Below are 26392 nucleotides of genomic sequence, written 5' to 3' on the forward strand. Positions count from 1 at the left end.
AGGCTTTAAGCGAAGATCTCCACCAGCTTCGCGTTGAAGGCAGGCAGATCGTCTGGGGTGCGAGAGCTGACCAGACCGCGATCTTCTACTACTTCCTCATCAACCCAGGTAGCGCCTGCATTGCGCAGGTCGGTTTGCAGGGAGGGGTAAGAAGTAAGGGTGCGGCCCTTGAGCACATCGGCATCAGTAAGAATCCACGCTGCGTGGCAGATGGCGCCGAGCGGCTTGCCCGCCTCAACGTGCTGCTTTACCAGCGCCACGGCGTGCTCATCCATGCGGATATGATCCGAGTTACCGGTGCCACCGGGCAGGATAATGCCGTCGAATTCCTGGGTAGCAGCCTCGGCGGTGCTGAGATCAGCATCCACCTTGGTGCCATTCTTACCCTCAATTGCCTCCGCGTTAGGCGTTACGACCTTCACGGTCGCGCCGGCTTCCTTTACAGCCTCCAGCGGCGAAGTAAGCTCAGAATCTTCAAATCCATCGGTGGCGATGACGGCAATAGTTTTGTTGTTTAAGTCAGACATTCTTTCTCCTAATCGAAGGGCATCGAGCTTTTCGACGCCCGCGGAGCCCCGAGCGTACCGACATAAAAGAAAGTAGCCAACGTGCTATCACTTTCCGCTATCTGCTTGTCGTGACCTTGAAGAACATCAATCTCAGCCACAAGCCGACTCTTTGCAATGCCAAAGCCCGCCTCCTGCACTAGGAAGCGGGCTGCAGCGTGAAAGCAACGAGTGATTAGACGTTAAACCTAAACTCCACCACGTCACCATCGGCCATGACATAGTCCTTACCTTCTTGGCGGACCTTGCCCTTGGCCTTTGCTTCGGCCATGGAACCGGCGGCATCCAAGTCCTCGAAGGACACGACCTCGGCTTTAATAAAGCCCTTCTCAAAATCGGTGTGGATCACGCCGGCGGCCTTCGGTGCGGTATCGCCCTTGTGAATGGTCCAGGCGCGGGATTCCTTCGGCCCTGCGGTGAGGTAGGTCTGCAGGCCGAGCGTGGCAAAGCCGGCCTTGGCCAAAGAGTGCAGGCCGGGCTCGTCTTGGCCGACGCTTTCGAGCAGCTCCATCTTTTCGTCTTCATCAAGCTCGAGCAGCTCAGTTTCAGTCTTGGCGTCCAAGAACACGCAATCGGCCGGTGCTACAAGCTCGCGAAGTTCTTGCTTACGTGCGTCGTCGCTAAGCACTTCTTCATCGGAGTTGAATACATAAAGGAAGGGCTTGGCCGTCATCAGGTGCAGCTCACGCAGCAGCGCAAGGTCGATCTCGCCGGCTTTGGCGGCAGAGAACAAGGTGCGATCGTCTTCAAGCACGGCCTGGGCCTTCTTGACCTCTTCCACGGTGGCGGCGAGGTCTTTATTCTTACGCGCGTCCTTTTCCAGGCGCGGCAGGGCCTTTTCCACAGTTTGTAGATCAGCCAGGATCAGCTCGGTGTTGATCACGGAGATATCGGAGCGGGGATCTACTTGGCCATCGACGTGGATCACGTTGTCGTCGGCAAAGGCGCGCACCACCTGGCAGATGGCGTCGGCCTCACGAATATTGGCAAGGAAGGCATTGCCCATGCCTTCGCCCTCGGATGCGCCCTTGACAATGCCGGCGATGTCCACGAAGGACACGGTGGCAGGCAGGATGCGCTCGGAGCCGAAGATTTCGGCGAGGCGATTAAGGCGCGCATCGGGAAGCTCAACCAGGCCCACATTGGGCTCGATGGTGGCAAAGGGGTAGTTTGCCGCGAGCACATCGTTGCGGGTCAGTGCATTAAAGAGGGTGGATTTGCCCACGTTGGGCAGGCCGACGATTCCAAGTGTAAGACTCACGTTTGGGTATCCTATCAGCCCTTGCTTTGGCCATCACAGCGCAACCTGCTGCAAAGCAGCCAAAGCGTTTTCCTCATAATCTCACATAGTGATACACTCCATACCATTAAGCGGTCATCACACTGCTGTTTGTGGCACAAGCTCAAGGCCCACCACCCCTCAAGGCCAACGCAGCTTGGAACACGGCCTCTCCCTCACCTTTGTTGCGAAAGGTAGCATCCATGTCTCAAAACCAGCAGCGTGAAACATTTTCATCCCGCTGGGTGTTCATCCTGGCCGCCATCGGCTCCGCCGTCGGCCTGGGCAACATTTGGCGTTTCCCCTACGTCGCCTACGACAACGGCGGCGGCGCGTTCCTGATCCCCTACCTGATTGCGCTTCTTACCGCAGGTATCCCCCTGCTGTTTTTAGACTACGCACTAGGCCACCGCTACCGCGGCTCCGCACCCCTGGTGTACCGCCGCATCAAGCGCTGGGCAGAACCCGTGGGCTGGTTCCAGGTAGGCGTGAGCTTTTTCATCACCGTCTACTACGCAGCCATCATTGCCTGGGCTGCGCTTTATACCGTCAAGTCCTTCAACCTGGCCTGGGGCGATGATCCAGCGACCTACTTCGGAGAAAGCTTCTTAAAGGCAGATAACAGCGCCAACTTCTCCTTCGACTTCGTCCCCGCGATCTCCCTTACCCTGGCCATCGTCTGGATTGCCGCAGTGATCGTGCTGGCCATGGGCGTTGATGCCGGCATCGGCCGAGTATCCAAGCTCTTCATGCCACTGCTGACTGTGCTCTTCCTCATCGTGGTAATCCGCTCAGTGTTCCTTGAAGGTGCAGCCGCAGGCCTGGATGCCTTCTTCACCCCCAACTGGGAGGCACTGAAGAACCCAACGGTGTGGATCTCGGCGTATGGGCAGATCTTCTTCTCGCTCTCGGTGTGCTTCGGCATCATGCTCACCTACGCCTCCTACCTCAAGCCGCGCACCAACCTTTCCGGCACCGGCTTGGTCACCGCCTTTGCTAACTCCTCCTTCGAGGTGCTCGCAGGCATCGGCGTGTTCGCGGCCCTTGGCTTCATGGCCACCCAACAGGGCGTGGGTGTAGATGAGGTAGCTACCTCCGGCATCGGCCTTGCCTTCGTGGCCTTCCCCGCGATCATCAACCAGATGCCCATGGGAGCAATCTTTGGCGTGCTCTTCTTCGGCTCCCTGACCATCGCCGGTTTCACCTCCTTGTTCTCGCTATTCGAGGTCGTGGTCTCCGCCGTTAAAGACAAGCTGAACCTGCCGCGTAAGAACACCGCCATCGGCATGGGCGTGATCATGGCAGCCATCTCGCTGCTGACCTTCTCCACCACCTCCGGCCTCATGCACCTGGACATCGTGGATAAGTTCACCAACAACGTCGGCATCGTATTCATCGCATTGGTCGCCATCGTGGTCTTGGACTGGGTGCTGCGCCGTATCGACGAATTCTCCCTCCACCTGAACATGGTCTCTTCCTTCCATGTGGGCGTGTGGTGGCGCATCTGCGTTGTAAACATCACCTCGCTGGTGCTTGGTTTCACGCTCTTCCAGGAATTGCTCAAGCTTTTCGACGAGCCCTACGGCGGTTACGCGCCAGCCCAGGTGGGATGGTTCGGTTGGGGCACCATCGCCGTGATCGTCCTGTTCTCCCTGATTATGAGCCTGGTGAGCTGGCCTGAGCACCTCCCGGTCGATGGCCCTCCCGGTTCCGACTTCGGCGTGGACCCCGACCACGCCCTCACCCCGGAGCGACCCTCGCAATACGATCCCTCCAGGCGTCGTGTTGCTGGATTCGCCATCGAGCAATACAGCAGAAAGGAGCGCTAAGCATGTCCTCTGCAGCAATCATCATGATGGTGCTGTTCATGGTGGTGATCTGGGGCGGCCTCGCCGTATCCCTGCTCACCTTGAACCGACACCCCGATGAATCCTCAGGCATTCTCGGCGAGCACGAGTTCGCTACCGATGAGGTGCTCATCGCTCAAGAAATCCGCCAAGAAGATTAAATAAGCACCCAACCCACCGCAGTTGCACTCGCTAGCCGCGGTGGGTTTTTCATGCCCCTGGCGTGCATGAAGTGTCAAAGGTGCACATTAGGCGCAACTAGTGCAGGATGTATTCGTGCAAAACAATTCTGGCAATACCGAAAACTCCACCGAACAGCCCACGCTGCAGGAGTTAGAACAGGCCCCGAGCGTGGATCGCTCCGAGGTCATCGGCGATGGCGTTCGCGTTGTCGCCCTGTGGTGCATTCGCATCCTCGTTATTGCAGTGACCTTCTATGCCGGCTGGCATGTGATGAAGCCCCTCTGGGGTGGGGTGCTGCCGATCATCCTGGCCATCATTGTCTGCACCGTGCTGTGGCCGCCAACGTATTGGCTTCGCAGCAAGGGCATTCCCGCAGCACTGGCTGCCGCCATCTCGTTGCTGACCAGCTTTGGCATGTTCGGTGCCCTGATTTGGCTTATGGCACCCAATATTGCCAATCAATCCCAAACCCTGTACTTCCAGGCCTTCGAGGGCATCCAGCAGGTTCAGCTCTGGCTCCAAGGCCCGCCGTTTAACCTCGACCCGGATGAGCTGAGCAATCAGATCAACCGCGTTGCCGAATGGTTCCAGGAGCAAAGCGGTGCGATTGCCAGCGAAGTCTTCTCCGGCATCAGCATGGCCACCTCCGTGCTGGCCACCTTGGCCATCGTCTTTGTGCTGACCTTCTTCTTCCTCAAAGACGGCGACCGCTTCCTGCCATGGCTGCGTTCGGTCACCGGTCGCCGCGCCGGCTGGCACCTCACCGAATTGCTCACCCGCGCCTGGAATACCCTCGGCGGCTTCATCCGCGCTCAGGCTTTAGTTTCGCTTATCGACGCAGTCTTCATCGGCGGCGGCCTGTTCATCTTAGGTGTTCCCATGGCCTTGGCCTTGGCGGTGCTGACCTTCATTGGTGGCTTCGTCCCCATCGTGGGTGCCTTCGTCTCAGGTTTTATCGCCGTGCTCGTGGCTCTGGTGACGCTGGGGCTGAACAAGGCCATCATCACCTTGCTCATCGTGCTGGCCGTGCAGCAATTGGAAGGCAATGTGCTCTCCCCGCTGCTGCAATCCAAGGCCATGAACCTCCACCCCGTGATCGTGTTGATCTCGGTGACCGTCGGCGGTGGCCTCTTCGGCATCATCGGCGCCTTCTTGGCAGTGCCCTTCGCGGCCACCATCGCCGTGGTGCTGCGCTACCTCCAAGACATGATCGCATTGCGCTCAGGCGAAGCCACCATCAATGACATCACCTTCGCCACCGACGACGGATCCAAGGGTGCGCGCGATAGTGAGCGCGACGGTGAACGTCGAAAAGCTGAAAAGCAGGAGGAAGCCAAGAAGCGTCAAGGCGGCCCCAAGGCACTGTTCGAGCAGGTCTTTAGCAAACAAAATTCCGGCGCCAACTCCGCAAATAGCGGCGACACGGGCAAGCAAGGCTCTTAGGTTTTACCCCTATCACTAGGTAACATAACTGCCCGTGCCGCAAATGCCAGAGATCCGCCACAATCGACCGGGAAAGCAAAAGCAGCCCTCATGGAGCCTGCCACTGCTGACCGCGGTGTCGATTCTGTGTGCCGCTCTGCTCACCGGTGCACTCATCTGCATCTGGCTCGGCGGCCTCGGCTGGCCATTTTTCCTCGCATTCATCCTGGCAAGCCTCATCGGCGCCACCGTCTGTGAACGCCGCGGCCTATTCATCTTCGTCGCGAGCATCCCCATTTTGTTCGCCATCTCGTTGGTGGCAAGCGCTTGGTTTATTGTTCGCGGCAGCGCAGCCGATGGCGCACCAGTGAGCAAAACGCAGATCATCACGGCCGTCTACCCGCTGGCCCAGTACTTCCCGCTGCTGTTTTTCGTCACCTTGGCGGCCGGCATCATCGCGGTCGTGCGCATCAAAGTGCTCGGCGATGCTGAAGACAAGAAGGCGGGCAAGCAGCTCAGCGAGCAGCGCAAACGCGAACGCGAGGCCGATCAGCGAAACCGCCGCGCCGCCAGCCGTGCACGCAGCCAGAGCAAAGCCTCGCAGGTCACTGTGGAAGAACTCATGCAGAAGCGTCGGGTGCGTCCACAGGATGCCCAGCAGCCAGAGCACCCCGGCGCACCACGCCAAGGTGTGCAGGCCAAACAGCCGCGCGAACAAGTGCGTAGGCCTCAACCTCCGCGCGCGGGCTACCCGGATCCCGGATCGATGCGGATTCGCCCAGAAGAAGATCCTCGCGTGCTTCGCGAGCCGCGTGGCGAACGCTTCCAGCACGAAGTCGAACACGGCCCGCGGCGTGCGCCCTTCGAGCCGAGCAACCGTCGCGAACGGGCTTCTCGTGATTACTCCCAGCGCCCGAATCCGGAGCTGCGCCACCAAGAACGCTTTGAAGATCGTTTTGCTCGCACCAGCCGTGGGGAGCACATTCGCCCGGATGCCAATCGCGAGCAGCCGCGGGATCGCCGCTATCAGCAGCGCCCTGCCCAGCGGCCTGCGCAACGCAGAGATCAACGCCCCGATCCCCGACAGGATCCGCGCCAGGATCCGCGCTGGAACGAGCAACGCCGCCAGGATCGCTTTGCCCAGGAGTATCGCCGCGGGGAGCGCCGTCCTGCCGATCGTGTGCGCCCCGAAGATCGGGTACGTCCAGAGCAGCGCATGGAGCGTCCGGCACCGCGTCGGCAGCGCGACTATGAGCCCCCTGTGTACCCGCGCCGCAACCAAGGCCAGCGTGTAGAACAGCAGCCACCGAGGCGCCCCCGGCCTGAGCAACGTCGCGAGCAACGCCCCTATCAACGCGGCCAGGACGCCCGCCCTCAGATGCCACGCCAGCCACGGCCACGCCCGCGCGGCTATGAGGACGAGCGCTAAAACGCATCTCCTGTTCAAGTCCTCGCTTTTCTCCCTGGCTGCCTCGTTCTAAGCATTGGGCATTGGTTCTTGGGAATTGGAGCCTTGCCGCAACGAAAAAACCGCCTTGGCGCCGAAGCGCCTTGGCGGTTGAGTGTTTTTCGGCCTACGCCAGCAAGCAATTAGGCCTTATTGGTGCGCGGTGCGCGAAGATCCCTGGGCAAAGCGAAGGTGATCTTTTCTGCCGCGGTGGTGACTTCCTTGGGGTTTTCAAAGCCGCGGGCGGCGAGCCACTCCAGCACGTCGCGCACGAGAATCTCTGGCACCGAGGCACCGGAGGTAACGCCCACGGTGTTCACGCCTTCTAACCAGGACTCTTCGATCTGCGAGGCGTAGTCGACAAGGTAGGAGGCTCGGGCACCAGCTTGAAGCGCTACTTCCACCAAACGCTTGGAGTTTGAAGAGTTCTGGGATCCAACCACGATCACCAAGTCGGACTCAGCAGCAATGGCTTTGACGGCCACCTGACGGTTTTGGGTGGCGTAGCAAATGTCATCGCTGGGTGGATCTTGGAGGTGGGCGAAGCGCTCGTGCAGCTTCTTCACAATCTCCATCGTCTCGTCGACAGAAAGGGTGGTTTGAGAAAGCCACACGAGCTTTTCTTCTTGGAGCCACTCCGGAAGCGCTGCAACGCCTTCTACCCCATCGACCAAGTGGGTGACGTCTGGGGCCTCGCCGGCGGTGCCCTCTACTTCCTCGTGGCCTTCGTGGCCGACGAGCAAAATGTGGAAACCATCGCGGGCGAAGCGCTTGACTTCGTTGTGCACCTTGGTCACCAGCGGGCAGGTGGCGTCGAGGGTTTTAAGGTCTAGCTTTGCGGCCGATTCGTGGACTGCGGGGCTCACACCGTGTGCGGAAAACACCAGGTGGGAGCCTTCAGGAACCTCATTCGTTTCGTCTACGAAGATGGCGCCGCGTTCGGCAAGGGTGTCCACCACGTAGCGGTTGTGCACGATTTCTTTGCGCACATACACTGGCGAGCCGTACTTCTCTAAGGCGCGTTCTACCGTTTCTACGGCTCGATCTACTCCGGCGCAGTAGCCGCGGGGTGCTGCGACAAGGACTCGCTTGTGTTCATTCGTCTCGGGTGAGGTCATGGTGTACAGCATATGTGTTCTAAGCTGGCTTCCGCGAGAAAGGATCCACGGTGGCAGAAACTGAAGCAAAGATGATGTCGGTGCATCAGCTCAACCAGGCGGTCAAAGGCTGGATTGAAAAGCTTGGCACCATCTGGGTTGAGGGGCAGTTACTGCAGCTTAAGTCCTCACCGAATTGGGCGTTTGCCTATGCCACGCTTCGCGATCCCTCCCGCGAGGATTCCGTGCGCATCACCTTCCGCCCCCAACTTCTGCAGCAATTGCCGGCGCTTCCTCAAGATGGCGATCGGGTGCGCGTCTGGGCCAAACCATCCTTTTATGCCAAAAACGGCGATTTTCAGCTCTGGGTAAGCAAGATCCAGCCGGTGGGTATTGGTGAGCTTTTGGCGCAGATTGAGCAGCTTCGTGCCAATCTTCGTAGCCAGGGGCTTTTCGACGTCGCACGCAAGCGTCCCTTGCCCTTCTTGCCGCGAAATATCGGCCTGATTACCTCCCGTGGCTCCGATGGTGAGCGAGATGTGCTTTCCATAGCCAAGGAGCGTTGGCCCGAGGTTCGCTTTAGCGTGCGCAACACCTTAGTCCAGGGTGCCGGTGCCGTGCCGGCCATCATCTCCGCGCTCCAAGATCTCGATGCAGACCCCAGCGTTGATGTGATCATCATTGCCCGCGGAGGTGGTGCGATGGAGACGCTCCTGCCGTTTTCTGATGAGGCTTTGGTTCGCGCCGTTGCCGATGCCCAGACCCCGGTGGTATCCGCCATTGGCCACGATCGCGATCGCCCCATCTTGGATGATGTGGCCGATCTTCGTGCAGCCACCCCCACCGATGCGGCAAAACGGGTGGTGCCTGATGTGGTAGCCGAGCGGGTCTTGGTATCGGATTTACGTGCCCGGGCTGCGGCAGCCTTACGCGGTTGGGTGCAGCGCGAGCAGCGCACTATTGAGGCGCTACGCAGCCGCCCGGTGCTGGCTCAACCCATGCGCACAATCGATCACCACCGCCAAGAGGTTTCTCAGGCAGTCGGTGCGATGCGCAGGGAGGTGCGCTATCTGCTCAGCCATGAGCAGCAGCTCACAGGCGCGCTACGCGCTCAGCTCCAAGTCCTTGGCCCGGCTGCAACGCTGCAACGTGGCTATGCCATCGTGCAGGTGGTACCCCGCGATGGTTCGGAACCTGAAGTAGTCAGCAGCTACGCCATGTCCCCGCCTGGCAGCCAATTACGCATTCGCGTTGCAGATGGTTCGATTGTTGCTGCCGCCATGCAGCAGGCACCCGCCAATTAAGCTCCTAGGCGAACAGGAAATAAGGAAAGAAGACTTTATGAGTGACGATGTCATCGGCCGCGGTTCCGGCGAAAACGCTTTTGATCCCGTAGAGGGATTGTCCTATGAACAAGCCCGCAATGAGCTCCAAGAGGTCGTGCAGATCCTGGAACAGGGCTCGATGGGTCTTGATGAATCCTTGAAGTACTGGGAACGCGGCGAGGCGCTTGCGCGTCGCTGTGAAGAGCACCTTGCTGGTGCCGCCCAGCGCGTAGAAAAAGCGCTCGAGCAAGCAGCTCGAGCGCCAGAAGAGGACTAGTTCTTCCCAACCACCGGTGCTTCGGCGGTGGCTTTGATCACGGCATCGAAGTCTTCTTGTGATGCCGCACCGCTGACGAGCAAGCGGCTGCTGCCAAGATCGGCCACCATCACTGGGCGAACATCGCGTTCATCAGAGCCATAGGTGGTCACGGTGATATCGCCTACCTTGCGGCTGCCCTCTTCTTCACGAGGGTGCTCATCAAAACCTTTAACAGCTTCTTGTGCTTCTACCCCGGTTTGCACGAGCTGCACATACGCATCCTTGCGCACAACCCAACCGATCGCTGGTGCAGGTTCGCCTGCAATTGAGGTTCTTCTTGCAGAGTTCGGCACCCAGTCTTCAGGCATATCGGGCATATGCAAGGGGAAATTCATGGCGCCGGATTCAATTTCGATGAAGGTATCGGGGTCTACCTCGCGCACCGGGCCGTTTTCTGCGGTGTCCTTATTAAAGCTGCACATGCCGGTAAAACCCACCGAGAGCACCATCACGATGATGATGGCGCCCAGGGACAGGAACATGTCGCGTCCGCCTTGATACAACTTCGGTTTCTCTTCAGCCACGCCCCAAAGTATTCCACGCCCGCCCCAAAAGAGCACAGCCGCTGGTGGGTTCGCTGGGCGTCGAAAAGCTTTTGGGTTCAAGTTTTGGTTTCAACCCCCGAATGGGTGGAAACTTCGCCCACGGGGGCACCCGAAGGTGGAACAATGTAGGGGGTAACTACACGCCGATTGTGCACCGCATGTCGAGGAGGCAGCGTTTTCATGAATCTCCACCCGGAAATCCCAGACCGTAACCTAGCTTTGGAGCTCGTCCGCGTCACCGAGGCAGCCGCGTTGGCGTCCGGTCGATGGGTTGGCCGCGGTATGAAAAATGAGGGCGACGGTGCCGCAGTTGATGCCATGCGCAAGCTCATTAACTCCGTGGAAATGAACGGCGTGGTCGTCATCGGTGAGGGCGAAAAAGACGAAGCCCCCATGCTCTTCAACGGTGAACACGTCGGTACCGGCCAGGGCGCCGAGGTTGATATCGCCGTGGATCCGGTCGATGGCACCACCTTGATGGCCGAGGGCCGCCCCAACGCCATTTCCGTGCTTGCTGCCGCAGAGCGCGGCTCGATGTATGACCCCTCGGCGGTGTTCTACATGAAAAAGATCGCCGTAGGCCCAGAAGCCGCAGGCAAGATCGATATCGAGGCGCCTGTTGAGCACAACATCAAGGCAGTGGCTAAGGCAAAGGGCATTCCCGTTGGCGACACCACCGTGGTGGTGCTGGACCGTCCCCGCCACGATGATCTGATTAAAGAGATCCGCCAGGCAGGCGCCAAGGTTCGCCTGATTCGCGATGGCGACGTTGCCGGTGCCGTGGCGGCAGCACAGGACTCGAACTCCGTGGACATGATGATGGGCATCGGCGGCACCCCCGAAGGCATCATCGCCGCTTGCGCCATGAAGTGCATGAATGGTGAGATCCAGGGCATGCTCCACCCCACCAGCGATGAGGAAGCTGCCAAGGCACGCAACGCCGGCCACGAGCTTGGACGCGTGCTTGGAACCCACGATCTGGTCTCCAGCGACAACTGCTTCTTCGTGGCCACCGGTGTGACTAACGGCGATATGCTGCGCGGTGTTTCTTATCGCGCAAATGGTGCGACCACCCGCTCGCTGGTGATGCGCTCGAAGTCCGGCACCGTGCGCTTTATTGAGTCCACCCACCTGCTGCCCAAGCTGCAGGAATACTCCGTGGTGGATTACTCGCGCAAGGACGACTAACCACCCCCAGCACGCCTTTGGGCAGACGCACATCCGCACGAATTGTGCTCTGCGTAAAGGCGAAGCGCACCTGGCGATCAGCTATGTCCTATTTCACATTATGGGATCTTGCTTGATCGCCAGCACACTACGCCCTGTTTTGGGCATACTGGAACATAGCGGTGCCACGCACGCGGCTTTTGGCCGTGGAGGCACCACGCATGACTATTGATCAACAACCCGCAAAGGTGACATCTTTTATGGCTGAGCAGCAATACCGCATCGAACACGACACCATGGGCGAAGTAAAGGTTCCGGTGGACGCTTTGTGGCGCGCACAAACCCAGCGTGCCGTGGAAAACTTCCCCATCTCCGGCCGTGGCCTGGAATCCGCGCAAATTCGCGCCATGGGTCTGCTCAAGGCTGCCTGCGCGCAGGTGAATAAGGATCGCGGGCTTCTCCAGGCAGAACAAGCCGACGCCATCATCGCAGCGGCGAAGGAAATCGCCGAGGGCAAGCACGACGATCAGTTCCCCATTGACGTCTTCCAGACCGGCTCTGGTACTTCCTCCAACATGAACACCAACGAGGTGATTGCGTCCATCGCAGCCCAAAACGGTGTGGAGGTTCACCCCAATGACCACGTCAATATGGGCCAGTCCTCCAATGACACCTTCCCCACCGCCACCCACGTGGCAGCTACCGAGGCCGCAGTCAAGGATCTGATCCCTGGCCTGAAGGTGCTGCACGAGTCCCTTGCCAAGAAGGCAAAGGAGTGGGAGAAGGTCGTGAAGTCCGGCCGCACCCACCTCATGGATGCAGTTCCGGTAACCCTCGGCCAGGAGTTCTCCGGTTATGCCCGCCAGATTGAGGCTGGCATCGAGCGCGTGGAGGCCACCCTGCCTCGCCTCGGCGAACTGCCCATCGGCGGTACCGCTGTTGGCACCGGCTTGAACACCCCCGCCGACTTCGGCGAGAAGGTCACCGCTGAGCTCAAGGAACTCACCGGCGTTGAGGAGCTGCGCGAGTGCGAAAACCACTTCGAGGCTCAGGCTAACCGCGATGGCCTCGTGGAATTCTCCGGCGCAATGCGCACCATTGCCGTGTCGCTGAACAAGATCGCCAACGACATTCGCTGGATGGGCTCCGGCCCGCTGACCGGTCTTGCAGAAATCCACCTGCCCGACCTGCAGCCCGGCTCCTCCATCATGCCCGGCAAGGTCAACCCGGTGCTCTGCGAAACTGCAACCCAGGTTGCAGCTCAGGTGATCGGCAACGACGCTGCCGTCGTCTTCGGTGGCTCTCAGGGTGCTTTCGAGCTCAACGTCTTCATCCCGATGATGGCCCGCAACGTCCTTGAGTCCTCCCGACTCCTGGCCAACACCGCACGCGTGTTTGCAGAGCGCCTTGTCGACGGCATCGAGCCCAACGAGGAGCGCATGAAGACCCTCGCCGAGTCTTCGCCTTCGATCGTGACCCCGCTGAACTCCGCCATCGGCTACGAGAACGCAGCCAAGGTTGCCAAGACCGCGCTGAAGGAAGGCAAGACCATCCGTCAAACCGTGATCGATATGGGCTTTGTTGATGGCGAGAAGCTCACCGAGGAAGAACTGGATAAGCGCCTCGACGTTCTTGCCATGGCAAATACCGACCGCGATAAGTAATTCGCACTCAGCCTGCACCACCATCAGGCTTGAAGGCGGCGGTATTTTCCGCCCCTTTCCCCCGCGCTTTCAAAGTGCGGGGGATTCTTTCATTGGAGCTGATTTCCTATGCACATCACCGCTTTGCAGATCCCCCAAGCAACGCTTATGCCATGGGAAGCAATGGCCGAGCACCCGAATATTGAACAAATCACCGAGGACCTGTTTCGCAGTTGCCTCGACCCTCAAACCCAGAGATTTACCACCATTGCCCACGACTACACCTTCGAGATGGCCCGGGAGTTCCTCCGCACTCCCGCCCTGCGTTGGGCAATCATGAGTCAAGGGCGCTACTGCGGCAATGTTGAGCTGCGCCAAGAAGCACCTGGGCATTACTCCATGGGCTATAACCTCGCACCTTGGGCACGCGGCAAAGGCCTGATGCGCGCAGCCGCCCGCGAGGTGGCAGATTATGCACTTCAGCATGGTGCCCACAGCATCGAAATCAGCGCGATGCACGACAACGCGGCCTCAATCGCGGTGGCCCAAGCCCTCGGGGCGAAGCTCATCCGCAAAGAAGCAATCTGGACCTTTGAAATAACCCAGACATAAGAAAGCAGCCCGCTTAGCAAAGCGGGCTGCGAGGTGTTGGTTATTTGGCGCTAGTCTTTGTCCAGCGCGGCTGCTGTTTCATCGTCGATCTCGGGCTTGGGCAGAAGCTTTTCCCAGATATCGGTGTCGCGCCACTGGCCTTTGAATTCTCCATAGGTCATCTTGGCAAGGTGGCGTAGGGTGCCGACCTTTTCAAAACCTCGGGATTCATGCAGCTTCGCGGAACCAACATTTTCCGGGAAGATCCACGAGTGGATGGCCCATTTGTTCAAAGCAATACACACTTCGATCAATTGATCCACCAATGCCCCGGCAACACCACGACCGCGGGCATCTGGATGGATATAGATGGAATCTTCCACCACTCCGTGGAACACACTGCGGGTGGAGATGGGAGCTGCGGCCACCCACCCAATCACCTTTTCGTCGTTGTCTGCTTCGACAGCCACATAGAGTGATTCAGGGATTTTCGCTTTAGAAAAGCGCTCCCAGCTCGGTGCCTCTACTTCGTACGAGGCATTTCCGGTTTCCAGCCCGAGCAAATAAATTTGCTGCACCTGGCCAAAGTCGGCCCGGCGCAGCGGACGAATGACGAAGTCCTTTTCTGGCATGGGGTTGATTCTTTATCACCCAGGCGATGTTTGCAAACTCCGCCGAATCGAATTACTTGGTGACGATCTCAGGGCTGAAAACGCCAGCGTCGTCAGCGGTCCAGTTGATGGTGCCGTTCTTGAACTCCTGGGTCCAACCCTTGTCGGTGGACTCCTCAGCGGAAACCGGAGCGCCAACCTGAGACTCAAGGCCACCGTCGTTCAGCCAGGTCTCACCGATCTTGCCCACTACCGGAACAGCCTTCTCGCCGTCCCATACCAGCATGTTGCCCTCTTCGAGGGTTGCGAGGTAGGTGTGGTCAGGGCCTTCGCTTACGCTCTGGAGCTCACCCATGGAGTCCTTGTTGTCCTCGATGGCGTCCTTCAGGCCGGAGGGCACCTGCACAGCTTCGCCGGCAGCGGTGTCTACGTCTACGAGCTCCTTGTCGCCCTCAACAGCGTCCTTGGCGTCGGATGCAACATCGGAAGCCTTGTCGGTGGCGTCGGATGCAACATCGGAAGCCTTGTCGGTAGCGTCGGTAGCGACCTCAGAAACCTTGTCGGTTGCGTCGGTAGCAGCCTCAGACACAGCAGCGCCGGCGTCCTTGGCAGCCTCTTCAGCGTCGGAGCAGGCAACGGCACCGAAGCCGAGAGCAACGGTGGTGGCGATAGCGAGAGTGCGCTTCATCTTCATAAGTTCAGGCATCCTTTCAGGGGTTATTTGATTACCACATACGATATTGGGCTAAGGCACTGCACTGAATCAAGCCATAAGCCAAAAAGCATGTGAATTGTAATTCAATCGTGACCTTGGAGTTTTTCGAAAAAACACTCCAATTGGCCTATCGTTTTGTCCCCCGCCTTCGTTGCTTCTTTCTGAGCGGACGCCTCCCAACCTTGGCTTTTTTCGTCACCTCACGCTTCGGCTCAGCCTTCGACTTGGCCGACTTTTTGGTTTTAAGCTGCCGCGAGGAGTTCGCTCGACGCCCCTTGGCAATACCCACAAAATCTTGAATATCTTCGCCGTCGCGCTCCTTGTACCAAACCAGCGCGATGCTCGTATCTGGATGTGCCTGGCCGCTATAGCCGCGGTGCTCGACCTTTTTCCCGCACAGCACCTTCAGTAATGGCCGGGGTGCGAACACAATGCCGACGTTGGCCGCCACCACTTGCAGCCCTTCGCGAATCTCTTGGATCGCGCTTGGCCCCTGGTAGGTGGCCATGACCTTTTCATCTTCAAGTTCATCTGGCCCGAGGGTGTCGAGCAAGGTCATGGTGTGATCTACCGGCAGCGCAACGCCGCGTGCCTCTTCATAGAGGCGCACGATGTGGAGATCTTCTTGTGATTGCTCAACGCGAGGATCGGGCAAACGAACCAAGCTCAGATCGGCATCGCCACTGAAGAGGTCGTGGACGGGATCGTCGCTACCAAAAGGCTGCACCCCACCATGGAAGGTGCGCTCATTGAATCTTTGGAACCACTTATCGGGTTCAGTGCCAGTAACGAAGCTCAGTCGAAGCATGAACTAATGCTAGCGTTGATGACGTGAATGAAGCATCTGCGCGTACTCCGTCCGGCAAGGCGATGAAGCCCCAAACCGCCGCGAAAAAGCTCGGCATCTATTTGCCTGCGGCGCCCGAAGAATTCCAGAACTCTGCGCTTACCCACGATGAGTTTAACGAGCTGCAGCACACTCCCCCAGAGTGGTTGCAGGAGCTTCGCCGCAATGGCCCGCACCCCCGCCCGGTTGTGGCGCAGAAATTGGGCATCACCATCGCTGCTTTAAAGCGCAATGATATGGATAAGCCGCTCACCACCGCGGAGATTAAAGCATTGCTAGAAAATCAACCCGAGTGGCTACGGAAGGCGCGCACCGCCTTGGCCGAGCAGCGTGAAGAACAATCCGGAGAAAACAAATAAGACTTAGTCTTGTTCTTTTTGCACCCGCACAGAGTTGCTGTGCGGGTGTTGTGCTTGTTCTAGGCTGCGCAGGGCATCCATGTGGTCGCGATAGGCAGAAGATCCGGCATCGGTGAGCTGAATCCAGAGCACATCCTCGCCTCGGGTGGAGCCGATCTCTCGGAATTTGCTGAGGTATCCTGCCTGCTCTAAAGCGCGAAGGTGTTTGGATAAGGCGCTGGGCGAAAGCTCGGTGGCCTGGGCAAGCTTGGAAAAGCGCATCTCGTTGTGGCCTTCTACAGCCGCTGCTCCGTAGAGCGTGGCACAGATGGCTAGGCGTTGAAGCGGGTGGATCAGTGGATCAAGCTGTGGCACGTGTGCTGCTTACTTTCGCATTGCTGCTGTTCGTTCTCGATAGATAAATCGGAATACTACGGCGCTTAATACACCGAATACTAAAGCCACCACCAGTTGGATAAGGAAGTGCTGAAGAGCAAGAGGGTCGCCCAAGAAGTTGAACATCACGCTGGTCAACACCATCCACGCCACCATGGCGGCGATGGCTCGAGCCGACATGGGTATGTGGGAAACTTCGGTTGGCTGTCGCGTTGCTGTTCGCACGCCGCTTGAGCGGTAATCGAAAAAGGCCACAAGCAGTCCGAGGGCGAGGACGAGAAATTGCGACCATAGAGGCCAGGAACGTACCGCCATGAGAAATACCACCGTGGCCAGCAGCCCGATGGTGACCCAGCTTCTGGTGTTTGCGCCATCGCGCCTGCGCTGGCGTTGTTCGAGGTTTCGGGCGAAGCTGTAATCACTCATACCTTTTCACGCTCCTCAGGGTCTGCGCTTTCGCGATGATCGGGACGCCTCCACTGACTCATTGGCGGATCCTGCATCGCCTTATGACAACAGTGTTTCCTTAATGGCAACTCTAACCCTAGTGTTGCCGAGGGCGCAACGGTGCCACATGTCACAGCTTTCTGGCTGGGGAATCGAAATTCACACCGTGCAACTTTGCACCGAGTGCAATTTCGGGCATAGAATCACAGATATGTCCACAGAAATCCACAAGAACGCCACAACTGCGTGCACGGATCCTGCACCTTCACACCGTGAAGCCAAACGTATCCGCACCCACCGAGCGATCGAGGATGCCGCCACAGCCCTGGTGTTGGAACGCGGCTTCCAGGATGTGACCGTGGACGATATTTGCAAACCAGTTGGCATTTCACGCCGAACATTTTTTAATTACTTCAACTCCAAAGAAGAAGCAGTGCTTGGAAGCGGGCACCGCGAGCTCAGCGAGGAAGAAGTAGAGCAGTTCTGCGAGCAAGAACACCCCAACTTGCCCGCAGCAACCTTAAGCCTGCTCGTTTCTTTAATCCTGGATCCCAATCGCGACGAGCTGTTTAGCGCCGAAACAGAAGCGAGAAGAAAGGCCATCTGCGAGGAAGAACCGGCATTTATCCGCCATCAAATTTCTCGCTTTCACGATGCCCGCGAAGCCATCAGTGCCGCCATTATTCGCTACTACGAGCGTTACCCTCAGGCCCGCAAAACCAATGAATCGGTAGAAGACGAGGCATACGCCCTGACCGGCGTGGTGTTTTCCACCGTGATGTCTGCAATGCACTCCGGCACGCACACCGGCAATCTCACCCCCGCGCACCTGCGCGCCACGAGTGCCACCATGCTCCAGGCCACCATCGATCTTCTGCGACCTTCACCCTAGAAACTCATTAATTTTTTAATCCGCCAAAAGCACGCACCAAAGGACCTCACACCATGAGCATCACGACAACGAAGGAAAAGCCCCAAAAGCGCGAATCCTCCATGACCCCCGAGCAACGAAAACGCGCCTGGTGGGTCTTATCCGCACTGATGGTTTCCATGCTGCTGGCCAGCCTGGACCAAATGATCTTCTCCACAGCGCTCCCCACCATCGTTGGTGAACTTGGCGGCGTCGACCACATGATGTGGGTGATTACGGCCTACATGGTCGGTGAGACCATCATGCTGCCCATCTACGGCAAGCTCGGCGATATCGTTGGCCGCAAGCCACTGTTTATCGGCGCATTGAGCATCTTCCTCTTAGGCTCGATCATCGGCGGCTTCGCCCACACCATGACCCTGCTGATCGCTGGTCGCGCCGTACAAGGCGTGGGCGCCGGCGGATTGATGATCCTCTCCCAGGCCATCATCGCCGATGTAGTCCCCGCCCGCGAACGTGGTCGCTTCATGGGCGTCATGGGCGGCATCTTCGGTTTGTCTGCCGTGCTCGGCCCGCTGCTCGGTGGATGGTTTACCGAGGGTATCGGCTGGCGCTGGGCGTTTTGGATGAACCTGCCGCTGGGCGTTATTGCCATCCTCATTGCACTCTGGCGCCTGCAAATTCCTAAGGGCGAGAAGAAGCCACTGCAGTGGGATTATCTCGGCACCGTCTTGATGATCACTGCCACCGTCTCCTTGATCCTGTTCACCACCTGGGGCGGCTCCACCTATGAGTGGTCTGATCCATTGATCATCGGCTTGATCGTCACGAGCATCGTCAGCGCAATCGCATTGGTGATCGTCGAAAAGCGCGCAAAGAACCCCCTGATTCCGCTGGACTTCTTTGCCAACCGCAACTTCGCAGTCACCACGGCAGCAGGCCTGGTTCTTGGCATCACCATGTTCGGCATCCTGGCCTACCTTCCCACCTACCTGCAGATGGTCGCTGGCATTTCCGCCACCGAAGCCGGGTACATGATGATCCCCATGATGGTGGGCATGATGGGCTTTTCCATCTGGTCAGGTATCCGCATCACCAAAACCGGCACCTACCGCCACTTCCCCATCATCGGCATGGTCATCGTGTTCATCTCACTGTTCATGTTCCACGCCATTAAGGTCGAATCTTCGCTGTGGTACATCGGCGCCTGCCTCTTTACCGTCGGCACCGGCCTTGGCCTGAGCATGCAGGTGCTCGTGCTGGTGGTGCAAAATACTCTGCCAATGGAGGTCGTTGGTTCAGCTACGGCAGTGAATAACTTCTTCCGTCAGATTGGCTCCTCCATCGGTTCGGCACTCGTTGGCGGCATCTTCGTTGGCAACCTCAAGCCGCTGCTAGAAGAACGCCTACCCGGCGCCGTCGCCCAACTGCCCCCGGAACAAGCCCAGGCCATGTCCCAGCAAGGCTTGGATGCCAATAGCGTGACTCCCGAAAGCGTCCAGCAACTCCCCGGTGCAGTACACGAGGCATTCATTTACTCCTACCACGACGCGCTCATGCCGGTGTTCATCATCTTGATGCCGCTGGTGATCACCGCACTGGTGCTGGTATCCGCCATTAAAAACGAGAAGCTGCGCGAAACCACCCGCACCATGGAGGCAGACCGTAAGGCCCAGCAGGAAGCCGAAGGCGATGCCCACCAGGGAGCCGAAGAAAGCCAGGATCCCCAGGTGGAACAGCCAGAGGAGCAGGCCTCCACTAGTTCCACTGCGGGACGCCACCGCTTTGAAGGCTAGGCACTAGGCCTCCCTCCCAAGCCTTCGGGTTTGACCCAACAGCGCAACGCCCCGGAACGTGCACGATGCACAGGTTCCGGGGCGTTTTTAAGTGCGCGCTAGAGCAAGGAGGTACTTAGAGCAAACCCCACTGCTCGAGATCTTCATACAGCGGATACTGCTGAGCAAGCGCTTCTACACGCTGGCGCAGCGCAGCAACATCGGCAGCCTTACCCTGTTTGAGGGCTTCTGCGAGAATCTCTGCGACCTCTTCAAATGCGGCGGCATCGAAACCGCGGGTGGCAAGCGCCGGAGTGCCGATGCGCAAACCGGAGGTCACCATTGGCGGACGGGGATCGAAAGGCACCGCGTTGCGGTTGACGGTGATACCCACCTCGTGCAGCAAATCCTCTGCTTCTTGGCCATTCATCTGGGAATTGCGCAGATCAACCAAGACCAGGTGCACATCGGTGCCGCCGGTGAGCACATCTACGCCAGCGTCCTTGCAGTCCTGGGCCGTGAGGCGTTCTGCAATAATGCGAGCACCCTCAAGGGTGCGCTCCTGGCGCTCCTTGAACTCTTCGCTGGCAGCAACCTTCATGGCCACGGCCTTTGCGGCCACGGCGTGCATCAGCGGGCCGCCCTGCTGGCCGGGGAAGACTGCGGAGTTGAGCTTTTTGGCGTAGTCCTGCTTGGCCAAGATCATGCCCGAACGAGGACCACCCAAGGTCTTGTGCACGGTGGTGGACACGACATCGGCGTGTGGCACCGGCGAGGGGTGCAGGCCGGCTGCCACCAAACCTGCAAAGTGGGCCATATCTACCCACAGCTTTGCGCCAACTTCGTCGGCGATGCTGCGGAATGCGGCGAAGTCCTGCTGGCGAGGATATGCAGACCAGCCGGCGATGAGCACCTGGGGCTTTTCGCGCAGGGCTTGTTCGCGCACCTTGTCCATGTCCACTCGGAAAGTCTCAGGGTCTACCTCATAGGCTGCTACCTCGTAGAGCTTGCCGGAGAAGTTCAGGTGCATGCCGTGGGTGAGGTGGCCACCGTGAGCCAGGGACAGACCCATGATCTTCTCACCTGGCTGCGCGAGCGCCATGAGCACTGCGGCATTGGCCTGGGCACCGGCGTGGGGTTGCACATTGGCAAATTCAGCGCCGAACAGTTCCTTGGCGCGGTTGCGAGCCAGATCTTCTACAACGTCTGCGTATTCGCAGCCACCGTAGTAGCGGCGCCCTGGGTAGCCTTCGGCGTACTTGTTGGTAAACACCGATCCTTGGGCCTGGAGCACCGCGCGCGGCACGAAGTTTTCCGAGGCGATCATTTCCAAGGTGCCGCGTTGGCGCCCGAGCTCGTCGTGGATGGCCTTTGCCACCTCTGGATCAAGCTCACTGAGCGCCATATTGTGGATGTCTTGTGCCATGGCTAGGCCACATCACCTTTCGTAGTGGGGGTTATTCTCCGGACGCACACCCAAGCACGTCCAGGTCAGTTTAACGCACAGGTGAGGCCACACTCCCCCGTCCATTGCCCCTTTATGGTTCCTGGCGATTCGGAAGCAGGGGTAGCCGCGGGGCACAATGGAGCTATGGCCCGCCTCAAAGACGCAAGCCCCTACTTGGATTTCGACCGCAGCTCCTGGCGAGCGTTGCGTAAATCCATGCCCCAGGTGCTCACTGAGGAAGAAGTGGTGGAACTTCGTGGTATCGGCGAAAACGTCGACCTCGAGGAAGTCACCGAGGTCTATCTGCCTTTAAGCCGTCTGATCCATTTGCTTGTCGACGCCCGCCAGTCCCTCAACCGTTCTGTGGAAACCTTCGTTGGCGCACCGGCACCCCACGTCCCCTTCGTCATCGGCATCGCCGGTTCTGTGGCCGTGGGCAAGTCCACCACCGCCCGCCTCTTGCAGGTGCTCCTCCAACGTTGGGAAACACACCCGCGTGTCGATCTTGTGACCACCGATGGGTTTTTGTACCCCACTGCACAACTGCGCGCTAAGGGCCGGTTGAACCGCAAAGGCTACCCGGAAAGCTATGACAGAAGAGCGCTGCTGCGTTTTGTCACCGATGTGAAATCCGGCAAGCCGAACGTGACGGCACCTGTGTATTCCCACACCGCCTACGACATTGTGCCCGGGGAATTTGTCAATGTGGATCGTCCCGATATTTTGATCGTCGAAGGCCTCAACGTGCTCCAAACAGGCCCAACGCTTACCGTGAGCGACCTTTTTGATTTCTCCATCTACGTCGACGCCCACACCGAGGACATCGAGCGCTGGTATATCGAGCGCTTCTTAACGTTGAGAGGCTCAGCCTTTCGCGAGCCTGGCGCACACTTTTCGCACTATGCCGATTTTGACGATGCCACCGCTGAAGCAGAGGCTCGACGCATCTGGCAGACGATCAACCTGCCCAACTTGGTAGAAAATATCCAACCCACCCGAGTCCGTGCATCGCTGGTGCTTTCTAAAGGCTCAGATCACGCAATTCAGCGCATTAGAATGCGCAAGCTCTAGGTCTGCTCAGCCCAGCGCACAATCGGGTCTAAGGCAGCAAGATCGGTGTGGTCGATATCTTTGCCAAACCCGGCGATCAGCGCTTTTTCCGCAGCACTTTTCAACGGTTTGGCCTTCAGCAACGCGACCACTGAGCGCATAATGTTTAGGTGCTTGTGGCTCAGTTCTGAGTAAAACAGCCGCCCTGGCACATAGAAACGAGCCACATGCTCCGGCAGATGATGGCGCATCTGATCCTTCTCGGCGGCGATCACAGGATCGGTCATCCCCACTGCCACCACCGCCAATTTCCTGTGCTGCAGTTGGTGGCGATCAACATATTGCAGCGCCGGCATCTTCGGGCCGTGCACTGGGCCGAGCACGATCACTGGCCCGTCGGCTGGGATGGGGTGGGTGGTGTCGAGGGCATCGGCGCCAAGACGCGCTGCGAGCTCTTGGGCATAGGCCTTGGTGGAGCCATAGGTGGAGGAATAGCGAATATGCATGATTACTTGCCAAAGCGCCGGCTGCGCTTGGAATACTCACGCAAGGCTCGAAGGAAGTCGAGTCGACGAAATGCCGGCCAATAGGTATCGGTAAACCAGATTTCCGAGTACGCCGCTTGCCAGAGCAAGAACCCCGAGAGTCGCTGCTCACCTGAGGTGCGGATCACCAGGTCGGGGTCCGGTTGACCTGAGGTGTAGAGGTGTTTGGAAATCGAGTCCACGCTGACTGCCTCAGCAATCTTTTCGGCAGGGACTCCCGAGCGAGCGGCGTTGGTGATGAGTTCACGCACGGCGTCGACAATCTCCTGACGCCCTCCATAGCCCACAGCCACATTGACTGCCACGCCGGTGTGCTCGGCGGTTAATTCTTCTGCGCTGCGCAGACGCTGCGCTACACGCTCCGGCAGGAGATCCAGGTGACCCACCAGGCGCACGCGACAGTTGGTAGCTTCGTCTGCCAGCTCATCGACGACATCACCAATGATGTTGAACAGCAGTTCAAGCTCATCGCTGCGCCGACCGAGATTTTCGGTGGAAAGCAGGTAGACCGTCACCAATTCCACATCGGTGGTTTGGCACCAACGCACGAGCTCACCGATTTTACGAGCACCCACACGGTGCCCATGGCTAATGTCGGCAAAGCCTGCCTCACGAGCCCAGCGACGATTCCCGTCGCACATCACCGCGACGTGCTTGGGTTGGGCTACCCCAGCGATTTCTCGACGCAAGCGGCGTTCATACACCGGATACAGCACTGCATCAGCAAGCCTTCGTGCCCGCTGCTGTGCCTTGGCAGCCAATTCGAGTGGTTGCATCACAGCCAGTGCTTCTTCCGGCGATCGAGCACCCCCGCCTCTTCCATCGCCTTGTCAACGGCCTGCTCATCAAAGACATCGAGGCCGTGGGCTTCAGCGAAGATGCGACGACGATTCATGCGGGAATAGCGACGATGGAAGGCATATCCGAGGTAGAGCACCAGCACTAAAAGCGCTACGAGCACCAACCATCCCACCGGGGATGCTTTGCCAAACTCAGATCCAGCAGGTCCAGGGCCTTGCTGCGCCAAAATCAAAAGATCAGTGGTCATGCCTTTTCTAAGCTCCTTGGATAATGCTTGTTGATCGTCACGCTTATTCTAGTACCCCACCGCCTACTTCCAGGTTCGTGCTGGCTGTGAGGTTATCAGTGCAGGTATTTAGCCTTGCTCATCAATACCAGCAAAAAGATCGTCCTCCGGGATCGAGGTGCTGACCCGGGTAGCGGCCAATTCGAATTCCTCTGTTGGCCACAGGCGCTGTTGCACTTCTACTGGGGTGGCAAAGAAGGTGCCAGCAGGATCGATTTGGGTGGCGTGGGCGCGCAGGGCATCGTCGCGCTGCTCGAAGAATTCAGCGCAGTAGACCTGCGTGGTCACCCTGGCCATCACATCGGCCTTATTGGCTTTCCAGCGTTCCAAAATATCGCTATAGGGGCTTGGCTTGCCCTGCTCAATGAGCAGATTGTGGAACATCTCCATGCGCTGGCGGATAAAGCCGTGGGTGTAATAGAGCTTGAGTGGCTCCCAGGGCTGCCCGAGCTCTGGGCGATATTCACCAAGCCCTGCTCGCTGCCAAGCCAGCATCGACACCTCATGCACCTTGAGGTGATCAGGGTGAGGGTAGCCGCCATTTTCGTCATAGGTGATGATCACATGGGGGCGGAACTGACGGATCACCGCCACGACCTTCGCCACAACCTCATCAGTGTCGGCCAAGGCAAAGCTGCCTTCCGGAAGCGGTGGCGGCGGATCCCCTTCGGGCAATCCCGAATCGACATACCCCAACCAAGCATGCGAAGCGCCAATAGCTTTGATCGCCTCGGCCATTTCTTCGCGTCGAATAGCGCTCATGTTTTCTGCAACCCCGGGCTTATTCATGGCGGGGTTGAGAATATCGCCACGTTCACCACCGGTACAGGTAAGTACCATCACCTCGTGGCCCATGGCGGCGTACTTTGCCATCGTGGCGGCACCTTTGCTGGATTCATCATCTGGATGTGCATGGATCGCCAGCAAACGAAGTGGTTTCATCGGGTAAGTCTCCTCACCTTTTTAAGGCTTAGTGGCTACGGGCTGTTGCTAATCAGTGTGCAACCATCCTAGCGTGAGTACGGTTGGCTATTATGGTCTAGTCCCATGGTCGAATTGACTCAAGCAAAAGTTGCAAGGAGTGCACTATCTTATGGCTCGCAAACGCTATGCTGCCGGCGCTAATTCAAGCCAGCAATCCACGCTGAGCGGCAAGCTGCTTGCCATTCTGATTCTGGTGATGGTCTTTGCCGTGGCAATCGCCGCTTTCAGATTAGTCAAACAGCAACAAGCCATCACCATCACCGGCAAGACCGCCGAAGTCACGCAACTGAGCGATGATCAATTCAAGCTCAGCTTCGATGTCACCCGCGACGACACCTCCACCGACTCGTATTGCATTGTCAAAGCCTTAAATTACGACATGGCCGAGGTTGGACGCCGTGAAGTGGTGATCCCCGCAGGTGGCAACCGTACCGCTCGATACGAGACGATCATTACTACCAGTGGCCCCGGTGCATCCGCCGATGTCTATGGTTGTGCCACTGAACTCCCCTTCTATCTGAGCGCACCAGATTCCCCTGCACGCTAGCCAAGGTGCTAGTATCTTGCAGTAATTACGCCAACAAGCCCCGCTACGACGGGGCTTCGCCATTGCAGCGCTGGCGTGCGCACCGTCGAATACCACCAACGAACCATTATTTAGGAAGTCACCGTGGCTGAGAACCAGAAGCAGTACATCACTCCCGAAACCAAGGCCAAGCTCGAAGAAGAGCTCAACGCCCTGATCGCGCACCGCCCCGTGGTGGCCGCCGAAATTAACGAGCGCCGCGAAGAAGGCGACCTGAAAGAAAACGCCGGCTACGACGCCGCCCGCGAGATGCAGGATCAGGAAGAAGCCCGCATCAAGCAAATCTCGGAGATCCTTGCCAACTCCACCACCGAGCGCGCCGGCATTGTCGATGGCGTCGCGTATGTCGGTTCCGTTGTGCACGTCTACTACAACGAAGATCCCTCCGATAAAGAAACCTTCCTCATCGGTACCCGCGCTGCTGCGAGCGACAACAAGGACCTGGAAACCTACTCTGAGCAGTCCCCCTTGGGCGCTGCCATCATCGGCGCGAAGGAAGGCGAGACTCGCGAGTACACCGCACCGAATGGTCGCACCATCAAGGTCACCGTGGAATCTGCCGCACCCTATGACTCCACCAAGGCTGCAACTCCCCGCAAGGCCTAATTCCGCTGTATTGATCGTGACCTCATGAGTTCGACGTTTCTGCAGGCCGCTTCCGCGATGGGAGCGGCCTTTGCGCTGGGTTGTACCCTAAGCGCCTGCGCCGCCTCAGGCGATACCGCTACGCCAAGCACTCAGGCCTCTGACACGACTGCGCTATCCTCTTCGGCTGCCTCAAGCCCCAAAAGCTCCAGTACGCAACGATCCAGCGCAGCAAAATCGAGCGCGCCAGCATCCAGCAAGGCTCGCACAAGCACCGCTTCGGCCGCTTCTTCTACATCAAAAACAAGCCGTAGAACAGCAGCATCGACTACGCGCTCAAGCACGAAGCGTTCCACGAGCGCTCCGTATCCGGCGAAGGCGCTGCCTGGTTGGAAAAACTGCATTGAAGATCCAAAGCTGAAGCCATCGACGGTGATGCTGGACTGCATCCACGAAGCTACCTACGTAGAAAAGGTGAAGTGGAAGACCTGGAGTGGCGAGCAAGCCACAGGTGCCGGCACCTACGTTTCCAATGATTGTGGGGGCGCGCCGTGCAAGAAGCCGCAGCGTTGGAAAGTGACCGTGGTGCTTAGCGATCCGGTGGAAACCCCTGAAGGCATCGTCTTTAGTAGCGCCACAACCTATTAGATACACATAAACGCCACCTCAAAGAGTTG

The 26392-nt window shown here is 58.5% G+C and carries 31 protein-coding genes; 16 read left to right on the forward strand and 15 right to left on the reverse strand.

Features of this window, described 5'->3' with window-relative positions; genetic code table 11:
* Positions 1-5: 5 nt before the first annotated feature.
* Positions 6-527, reverse strand: a complete 522-nt coding sequence (locus IEU99_RS07575; protein WP_128890101.1) for a type 1 glutamine amidotransferase domain-containing protein — start codon at positions 525-527, stop codon at positions 6-8.
* A 214-nt stretch (positions 528-741) separates the two neighbouring features.
* Positions 742-1827, reverse strand: coding sequence for a redox-regulated ATPase YchF (gene ychF / locus IEU99_RS07580; RefSeq protein WP_128890102.1), 1086 nt, complete (start codon positions 1825-1827; stop codon positions 742-744).
* A 221-nt stretch (positions 1828-2048) separates the two neighbouring features.
* On the opposite strand from ychF, the gene IEU99_RS07585 reads away from it, so the two are divergent.
* The 4 genes from IEU99_RS07585 to IEU99_RS07600 all read left to right on the forward strand — a co-directional run bounded on the left by IEU99_RS07585 (position 2049) and on the right by IEU99_RS07600 (position 6726).
* The gene (locus IEU99_RS07585) at positions 2049-3674 is read left to right on the forward strand and encodes a sodium-dependent transporter (RefSeq protein ID WP_128890103.1); all 1626 of its coding nucleotides are present in this window, start codon (positions 2049-2051) and stop codon (positions 3672-3674) included.
* A 2-nt stretch (positions 3675-3676) separates the two neighbouring features.
* Positions 3677-3853, forward strand: coding sequence for a methionine/alanine import NSS transporter subunit MetS (gene metS, locus IEU99_RS07590; protein WP_128890104.1), 177 nt, complete (start codon positions 3677-3679; stop codon positions 3851-3853).
* Positions 3854-4016: 163 nt separating this feature from the next.
* A complete protein-coding gene (locus IEU99_RS07595) occupies positions 4017-5318 on the forward strand; it encodes an AI-2E family transporter (protein WP_229718441.1) in 1302 nt (433 codons plus the stop codon).
* Between the two features lie 43 nt (positions 5319-5361).
* Positions 5362-6726, forward strand: coding sequence for a DUF6542 domain-containing protein (locus IEU99_RS07600; RefSeq protein WP_308488705.1), 1365 nt, complete (start codon positions 5362-5364; stop codon positions 6724-6726).
* 161 nt (positions 6727-6887) lie between these two features.
* On the opposite strand, the gene IEU99_RS07605 is transcribed toward IEU99_RS07600, so the two are convergent.
* Positions 6888-7862: a 4-hydroxy-3-methylbut-2-enyl diphosphate reductase gene (locus IEU99_RS07605; RefSeq protein ID WP_188358299.1), complete on the reverse strand. Its 975-nt coding sequence runs from the start codon at positions 7860-7862 to the stop codon at positions 6888-6890.
* A gap of 71 nt (positions 7863-7933) precedes the next feature.
* Between IEU99_RS07605 and xseA the strand changes: the two genes are divergently transcribed.
* Complete coding sequence (gene xseA, locus IEU99_RS07610; protein WP_128890853.1) at positions 7934-9145, forward strand: exodeoxyribonuclease VII large subunit; 1212 nt, start codon at positions 7934-7936, stop codon at positions 9143-9145.
* Positions 9146-9182: 37 nt separating this feature from the next.
* A complete protein-coding gene (locus tag IEU99_RS07615) occupies positions 9183-9443 on the forward strand; it encodes an exodeoxyribonuclease VII small subunit (protein ID WP_128890108.1) in 261 nt (86 codons plus the stop codon).
* Here the strand turns inward: IEU99_RS07615 and IEU99_RS07620 are convergent.
* On the reverse strand, positions 9440-10009 hold the full coding sequence (locus tag IEU99_RS07620; protein ID WP_128890109.1) for a DUF4245 domain-containing protein: 570 nt from the start codon (positions 10007-10009) through the stop codon (positions 9440-9442). The genes IEU99_RS07615 and IEU99_RS07620 overlap by 4 nt on opposite strands.
* A 201-nt stretch (positions 10010-10210) precedes the next feature.
* Between IEU99_RS07620 and glpX the strand changes: the two genes are divergently transcribed.
* The 3 genes from glpX to IEU99_RS07635 all read left to right on the forward strand — a co-directional run bounded on the left by glpX (position 10211) and on the right by IEU99_RS07635 (position 13452).
* Positions 10211-11218 (forward strand): class II fructose-bisphosphatase, encoded by a 1008-nt coding sequence (gene glpX / locus IEU99_RS07625; RefSeq protein WP_128890110.1) that lies wholly within the window; start codon positions 10211-10213, stop codon positions 11216-11218.
* 239 nt (positions 11219-11457) lie between these two features.
* Positions 11458-12861: a class II fumarate hydratase gene (locus tag IEU99_RS07630; RefSeq protein WP_128890111.1), complete on the forward strand. Its 1404-nt coding sequence runs from the start codon at positions 11458-11460 to the stop codon at positions 12859-12861.
* A 108-nt stretch (positions 12862-12969) separates the two neighbouring features.
* Positions 12970-13452 carry a GNAT family N-acetyltransferase gene (locus IEU99_RS07635; protein ID WP_128890112.1) on the forward strand — a complete coding sequence of 161 codons (483 nt, stop codon included), beginning with the start codon at positions 12970-12972 and terminating at the stop codon, positions 13450-13452.
* A 50-nt stretch (positions 13453-13502) separates the two neighbouring features.
* Here IEU99_RS07635 and IEU99_RS07640 read toward each other — a convergent pair whose 3' ends face one another.
* From IEU99_RS07640 to IEU99_RS07650, 3 genes are all read right to left on the reverse strand, one after another.
* Entirely contained in the window at positions 13503-14063 is a 561-nt protein-coding gene (locus IEU99_RS07640; protein WP_128890113.1) for a GNAT family N-acetyltransferase, read from the reverse strand.
* Between the two features lie 52 nt (positions 14064-14115).
* Complete coding sequence (locus IEU99_RS07645; RefSeq protein ID WP_164931164.1) at positions 14116-14730, reverse strand: LGFP repeat-containing protein; 615 nt, start codon at positions 14728-14730, stop codon at positions 14116-14118.
* A 154-nt stretch (positions 14731-14884) separates the two neighbouring features.
* Complete coding sequence (locus IEU99_RS07650; protein ID WP_128890115.1) at positions 14885-15565, reverse strand: LysR family transcriptional regulator substrate-binding protein; 681 nt, start codon at positions 15563-15565, stop codon at positions 14885-14887.
* A gap of 62 nt (positions 15566-15627) precedes the next feature.
* Here IEU99_RS07650 and IEU99_RS07655 point away from each other — a divergent pair, with 62 nt between their 5' ends.
* Entirely contained in the window at positions 15628-15963 is a 336-nt protein-coding gene (locus IEU99_RS07655; protein ID WP_128890854.1) for a DUF5997 family protein, read from the forward strand.
* Positions 15964-15966: 3 nt separating this feature from the next.
* On the opposite strand, the gene IEU99_RS07660 is transcribed toward IEU99_RS07655, so the two are convergent.
* Both IEU99_RS07660 and IEU99_RS07665 read right to left on the reverse strand, forming a co-directional pair.
* Positions 15967-16317 (reverse strand): transcriptional regulator, encoded by a 351-nt coding sequence (locus tag IEU99_RS07660; protein WP_128890116.1) that lies wholly within the window; start codon positions 16315-16317, stop codon positions 15967-15969.
* 9 nt (positions 16318-16326) lie between these two features.
* Positions 16327-16764 (reverse strand): hypothetical protein, encoded by a 438-nt coding sequence (locus IEU99_RS07665; RefSeq protein ID WP_128890117.1) that lies wholly within the window; start codon positions 16762-16764, stop codon positions 16327-16329.
* 232 nt (positions 16765-16996) lie between these two features.
* On the opposite strand from IEU99_RS07665, the gene IEU99_RS07670 reads away from it, so the two are divergent.
* The gene (locus IEU99_RS07670) at positions 16997-17677 is read left to right on the forward strand and encodes a TetR family transcriptional regulator (protein WP_164931165.1); all 681 of its coding nucleotides are present in this window, start codon (positions 16997-16999) and stop codon (positions 17675-17677) included.
* A gap of 53 nt (positions 17678-17730) precedes the next feature.
* Entirely contained in the window at positions 17731-19452 is a 1722-nt protein-coding gene (locus tag IEU99_RS07675) for an MDR family MFS transporter (protein WP_229718429.1), read from the forward strand.
* A 115-nt stretch (positions 19453-19567) separates the two neighbouring features.
* Here the strand turns inward: IEU99_RS07675 and glyA are convergent, their stop codons facing one another.
* Complete coding sequence (gene glyA / locus IEU99_RS07680; RefSeq protein ID WP_128890119.1) at positions 19568-20857, reverse strand: serine hydroxymethyltransferase; 1290 nt, start codon at positions 20855-20857, stop codon at positions 19568-19570.
* Positions 20858-21022: 165 nt separating this feature from the next.
* Here glyA and coaA point away from each other — a divergent pair, with 165 nt between their 5' ends.
* A complete protein-coding gene (gene coaA / locus IEU99_RS07685) occupies positions 21023-21949 on the forward strand; it encodes a type I pantothenate kinase (protein WP_128890120.1) in 927 nt (308 codons plus the stop codon).
* Here the strand turns inward: coaA and IEU99_RS07690 are convergent.
* The 4 genes from IEU99_RS07690 to mca form a co-directional block, all read right to left on the reverse strand.
* Entirely contained in the window at positions 21946-22434 is a 489-nt protein-coding gene (locus IEU99_RS07690) for a flavodoxin domain-containing protein (RefSeq protein ID WP_229718430.1), read from the reverse strand. The genes coaA and IEU99_RS07690 overlap by 4 nt on opposite strands.
* Before the next feature lie 2 nt (positions 22435-22436).
* Entirely contained in the window at positions 22437-23249 is an 813-nt protein-coding gene (locus IEU99_RS07695) for an isoprenyl transferase (protein WP_128890856.1), read from the reverse strand.
* Positions 23249-23521: a hypothetical protein gene (locus IEU99_RS07700; protein ID WP_128890122.1), complete on the reverse strand. Its 273-nt coding sequence runs from the start codon at positions 23519-23521 to the stop codon at positions 23249-23251. Before IEU99_RS07700 ends, IEU99_RS07695 begins: the two co-directional genes overlap by 1 nt.
* 108 nt (positions 23522-23629) lie before the next feature.
* Complete coding sequence (gene mca, locus IEU99_RS07705) at positions 23630-24502, reverse strand: mycothiol conjugate amidase Mca (RefSeq protein WP_128890123.1); 873 nt, start codon at positions 24500-24502, stop codon at positions 23630-23632.
* Positions 24503-24653: 151 nt separating this feature from the next.
* Between mca and IEU99_RS07710 the strand changes: the two genes are divergently transcribed.
* Positions 24654-25091: a DUF4307 domain-containing protein gene (locus IEU99_RS07710; RefSeq protein WP_128890124.1), complete on the forward strand. Its 438-nt coding sequence runs from the start codon at positions 24654-24656 to the stop codon at positions 25089-25091.
* Between the two features lie 123 nt (positions 25092-25214).
* Positions 25215-25736 carry a transcription elongation factor GreA gene (gene greA / locus IEU99_RS07715; protein WP_123960510.1) on the forward strand — a complete coding sequence of 174 codons (522 nt, stop codon included), beginning with the start codon at positions 25215-25217 and terminating at the stop codon, positions 25734-25736.
* Between the two features lie 131 nt (positions 25737-25867).
* Here greA and IEU99_RS07720 read toward each other — a convergent pair whose 3' ends face one another.
* Complete coding sequence (locus IEU99_RS07720; RefSeq protein ID WP_128890125.1) at positions 25868-26164, reverse strand: hypothetical protein; 297 nt, start codon at positions 26162-26164, stop codon at positions 25868-25870.
* Here IEU99_RS07720 and IEU99_RS07725 point away from each other — a divergent pair.
* A complete protein-coding gene (locus IEU99_RS07725; protein WP_128890126.1) occupies positions 26151-26363 on the forward strand; it encodes a hypothetical protein in 213 nt (70 codons plus the stop codon). The two genes, IEU99_RS07720 and IEU99_RS07725, sit on opposite strands and share 14 nt — an antisense overlap.
* Positions 26364-26392: the final 29 nt, after the last annotated feature.

Source organism: Corynebacterium pelargi, from assembly GCF_014635485.1.
In the GTDB taxonomy this organism is placed as follows: Bacteria; Actinomycetota; Actinomycetes; order Mycobacteriales; family Mycobacteriaceae; genus Corynebacterium; species Corynebacterium pelargi.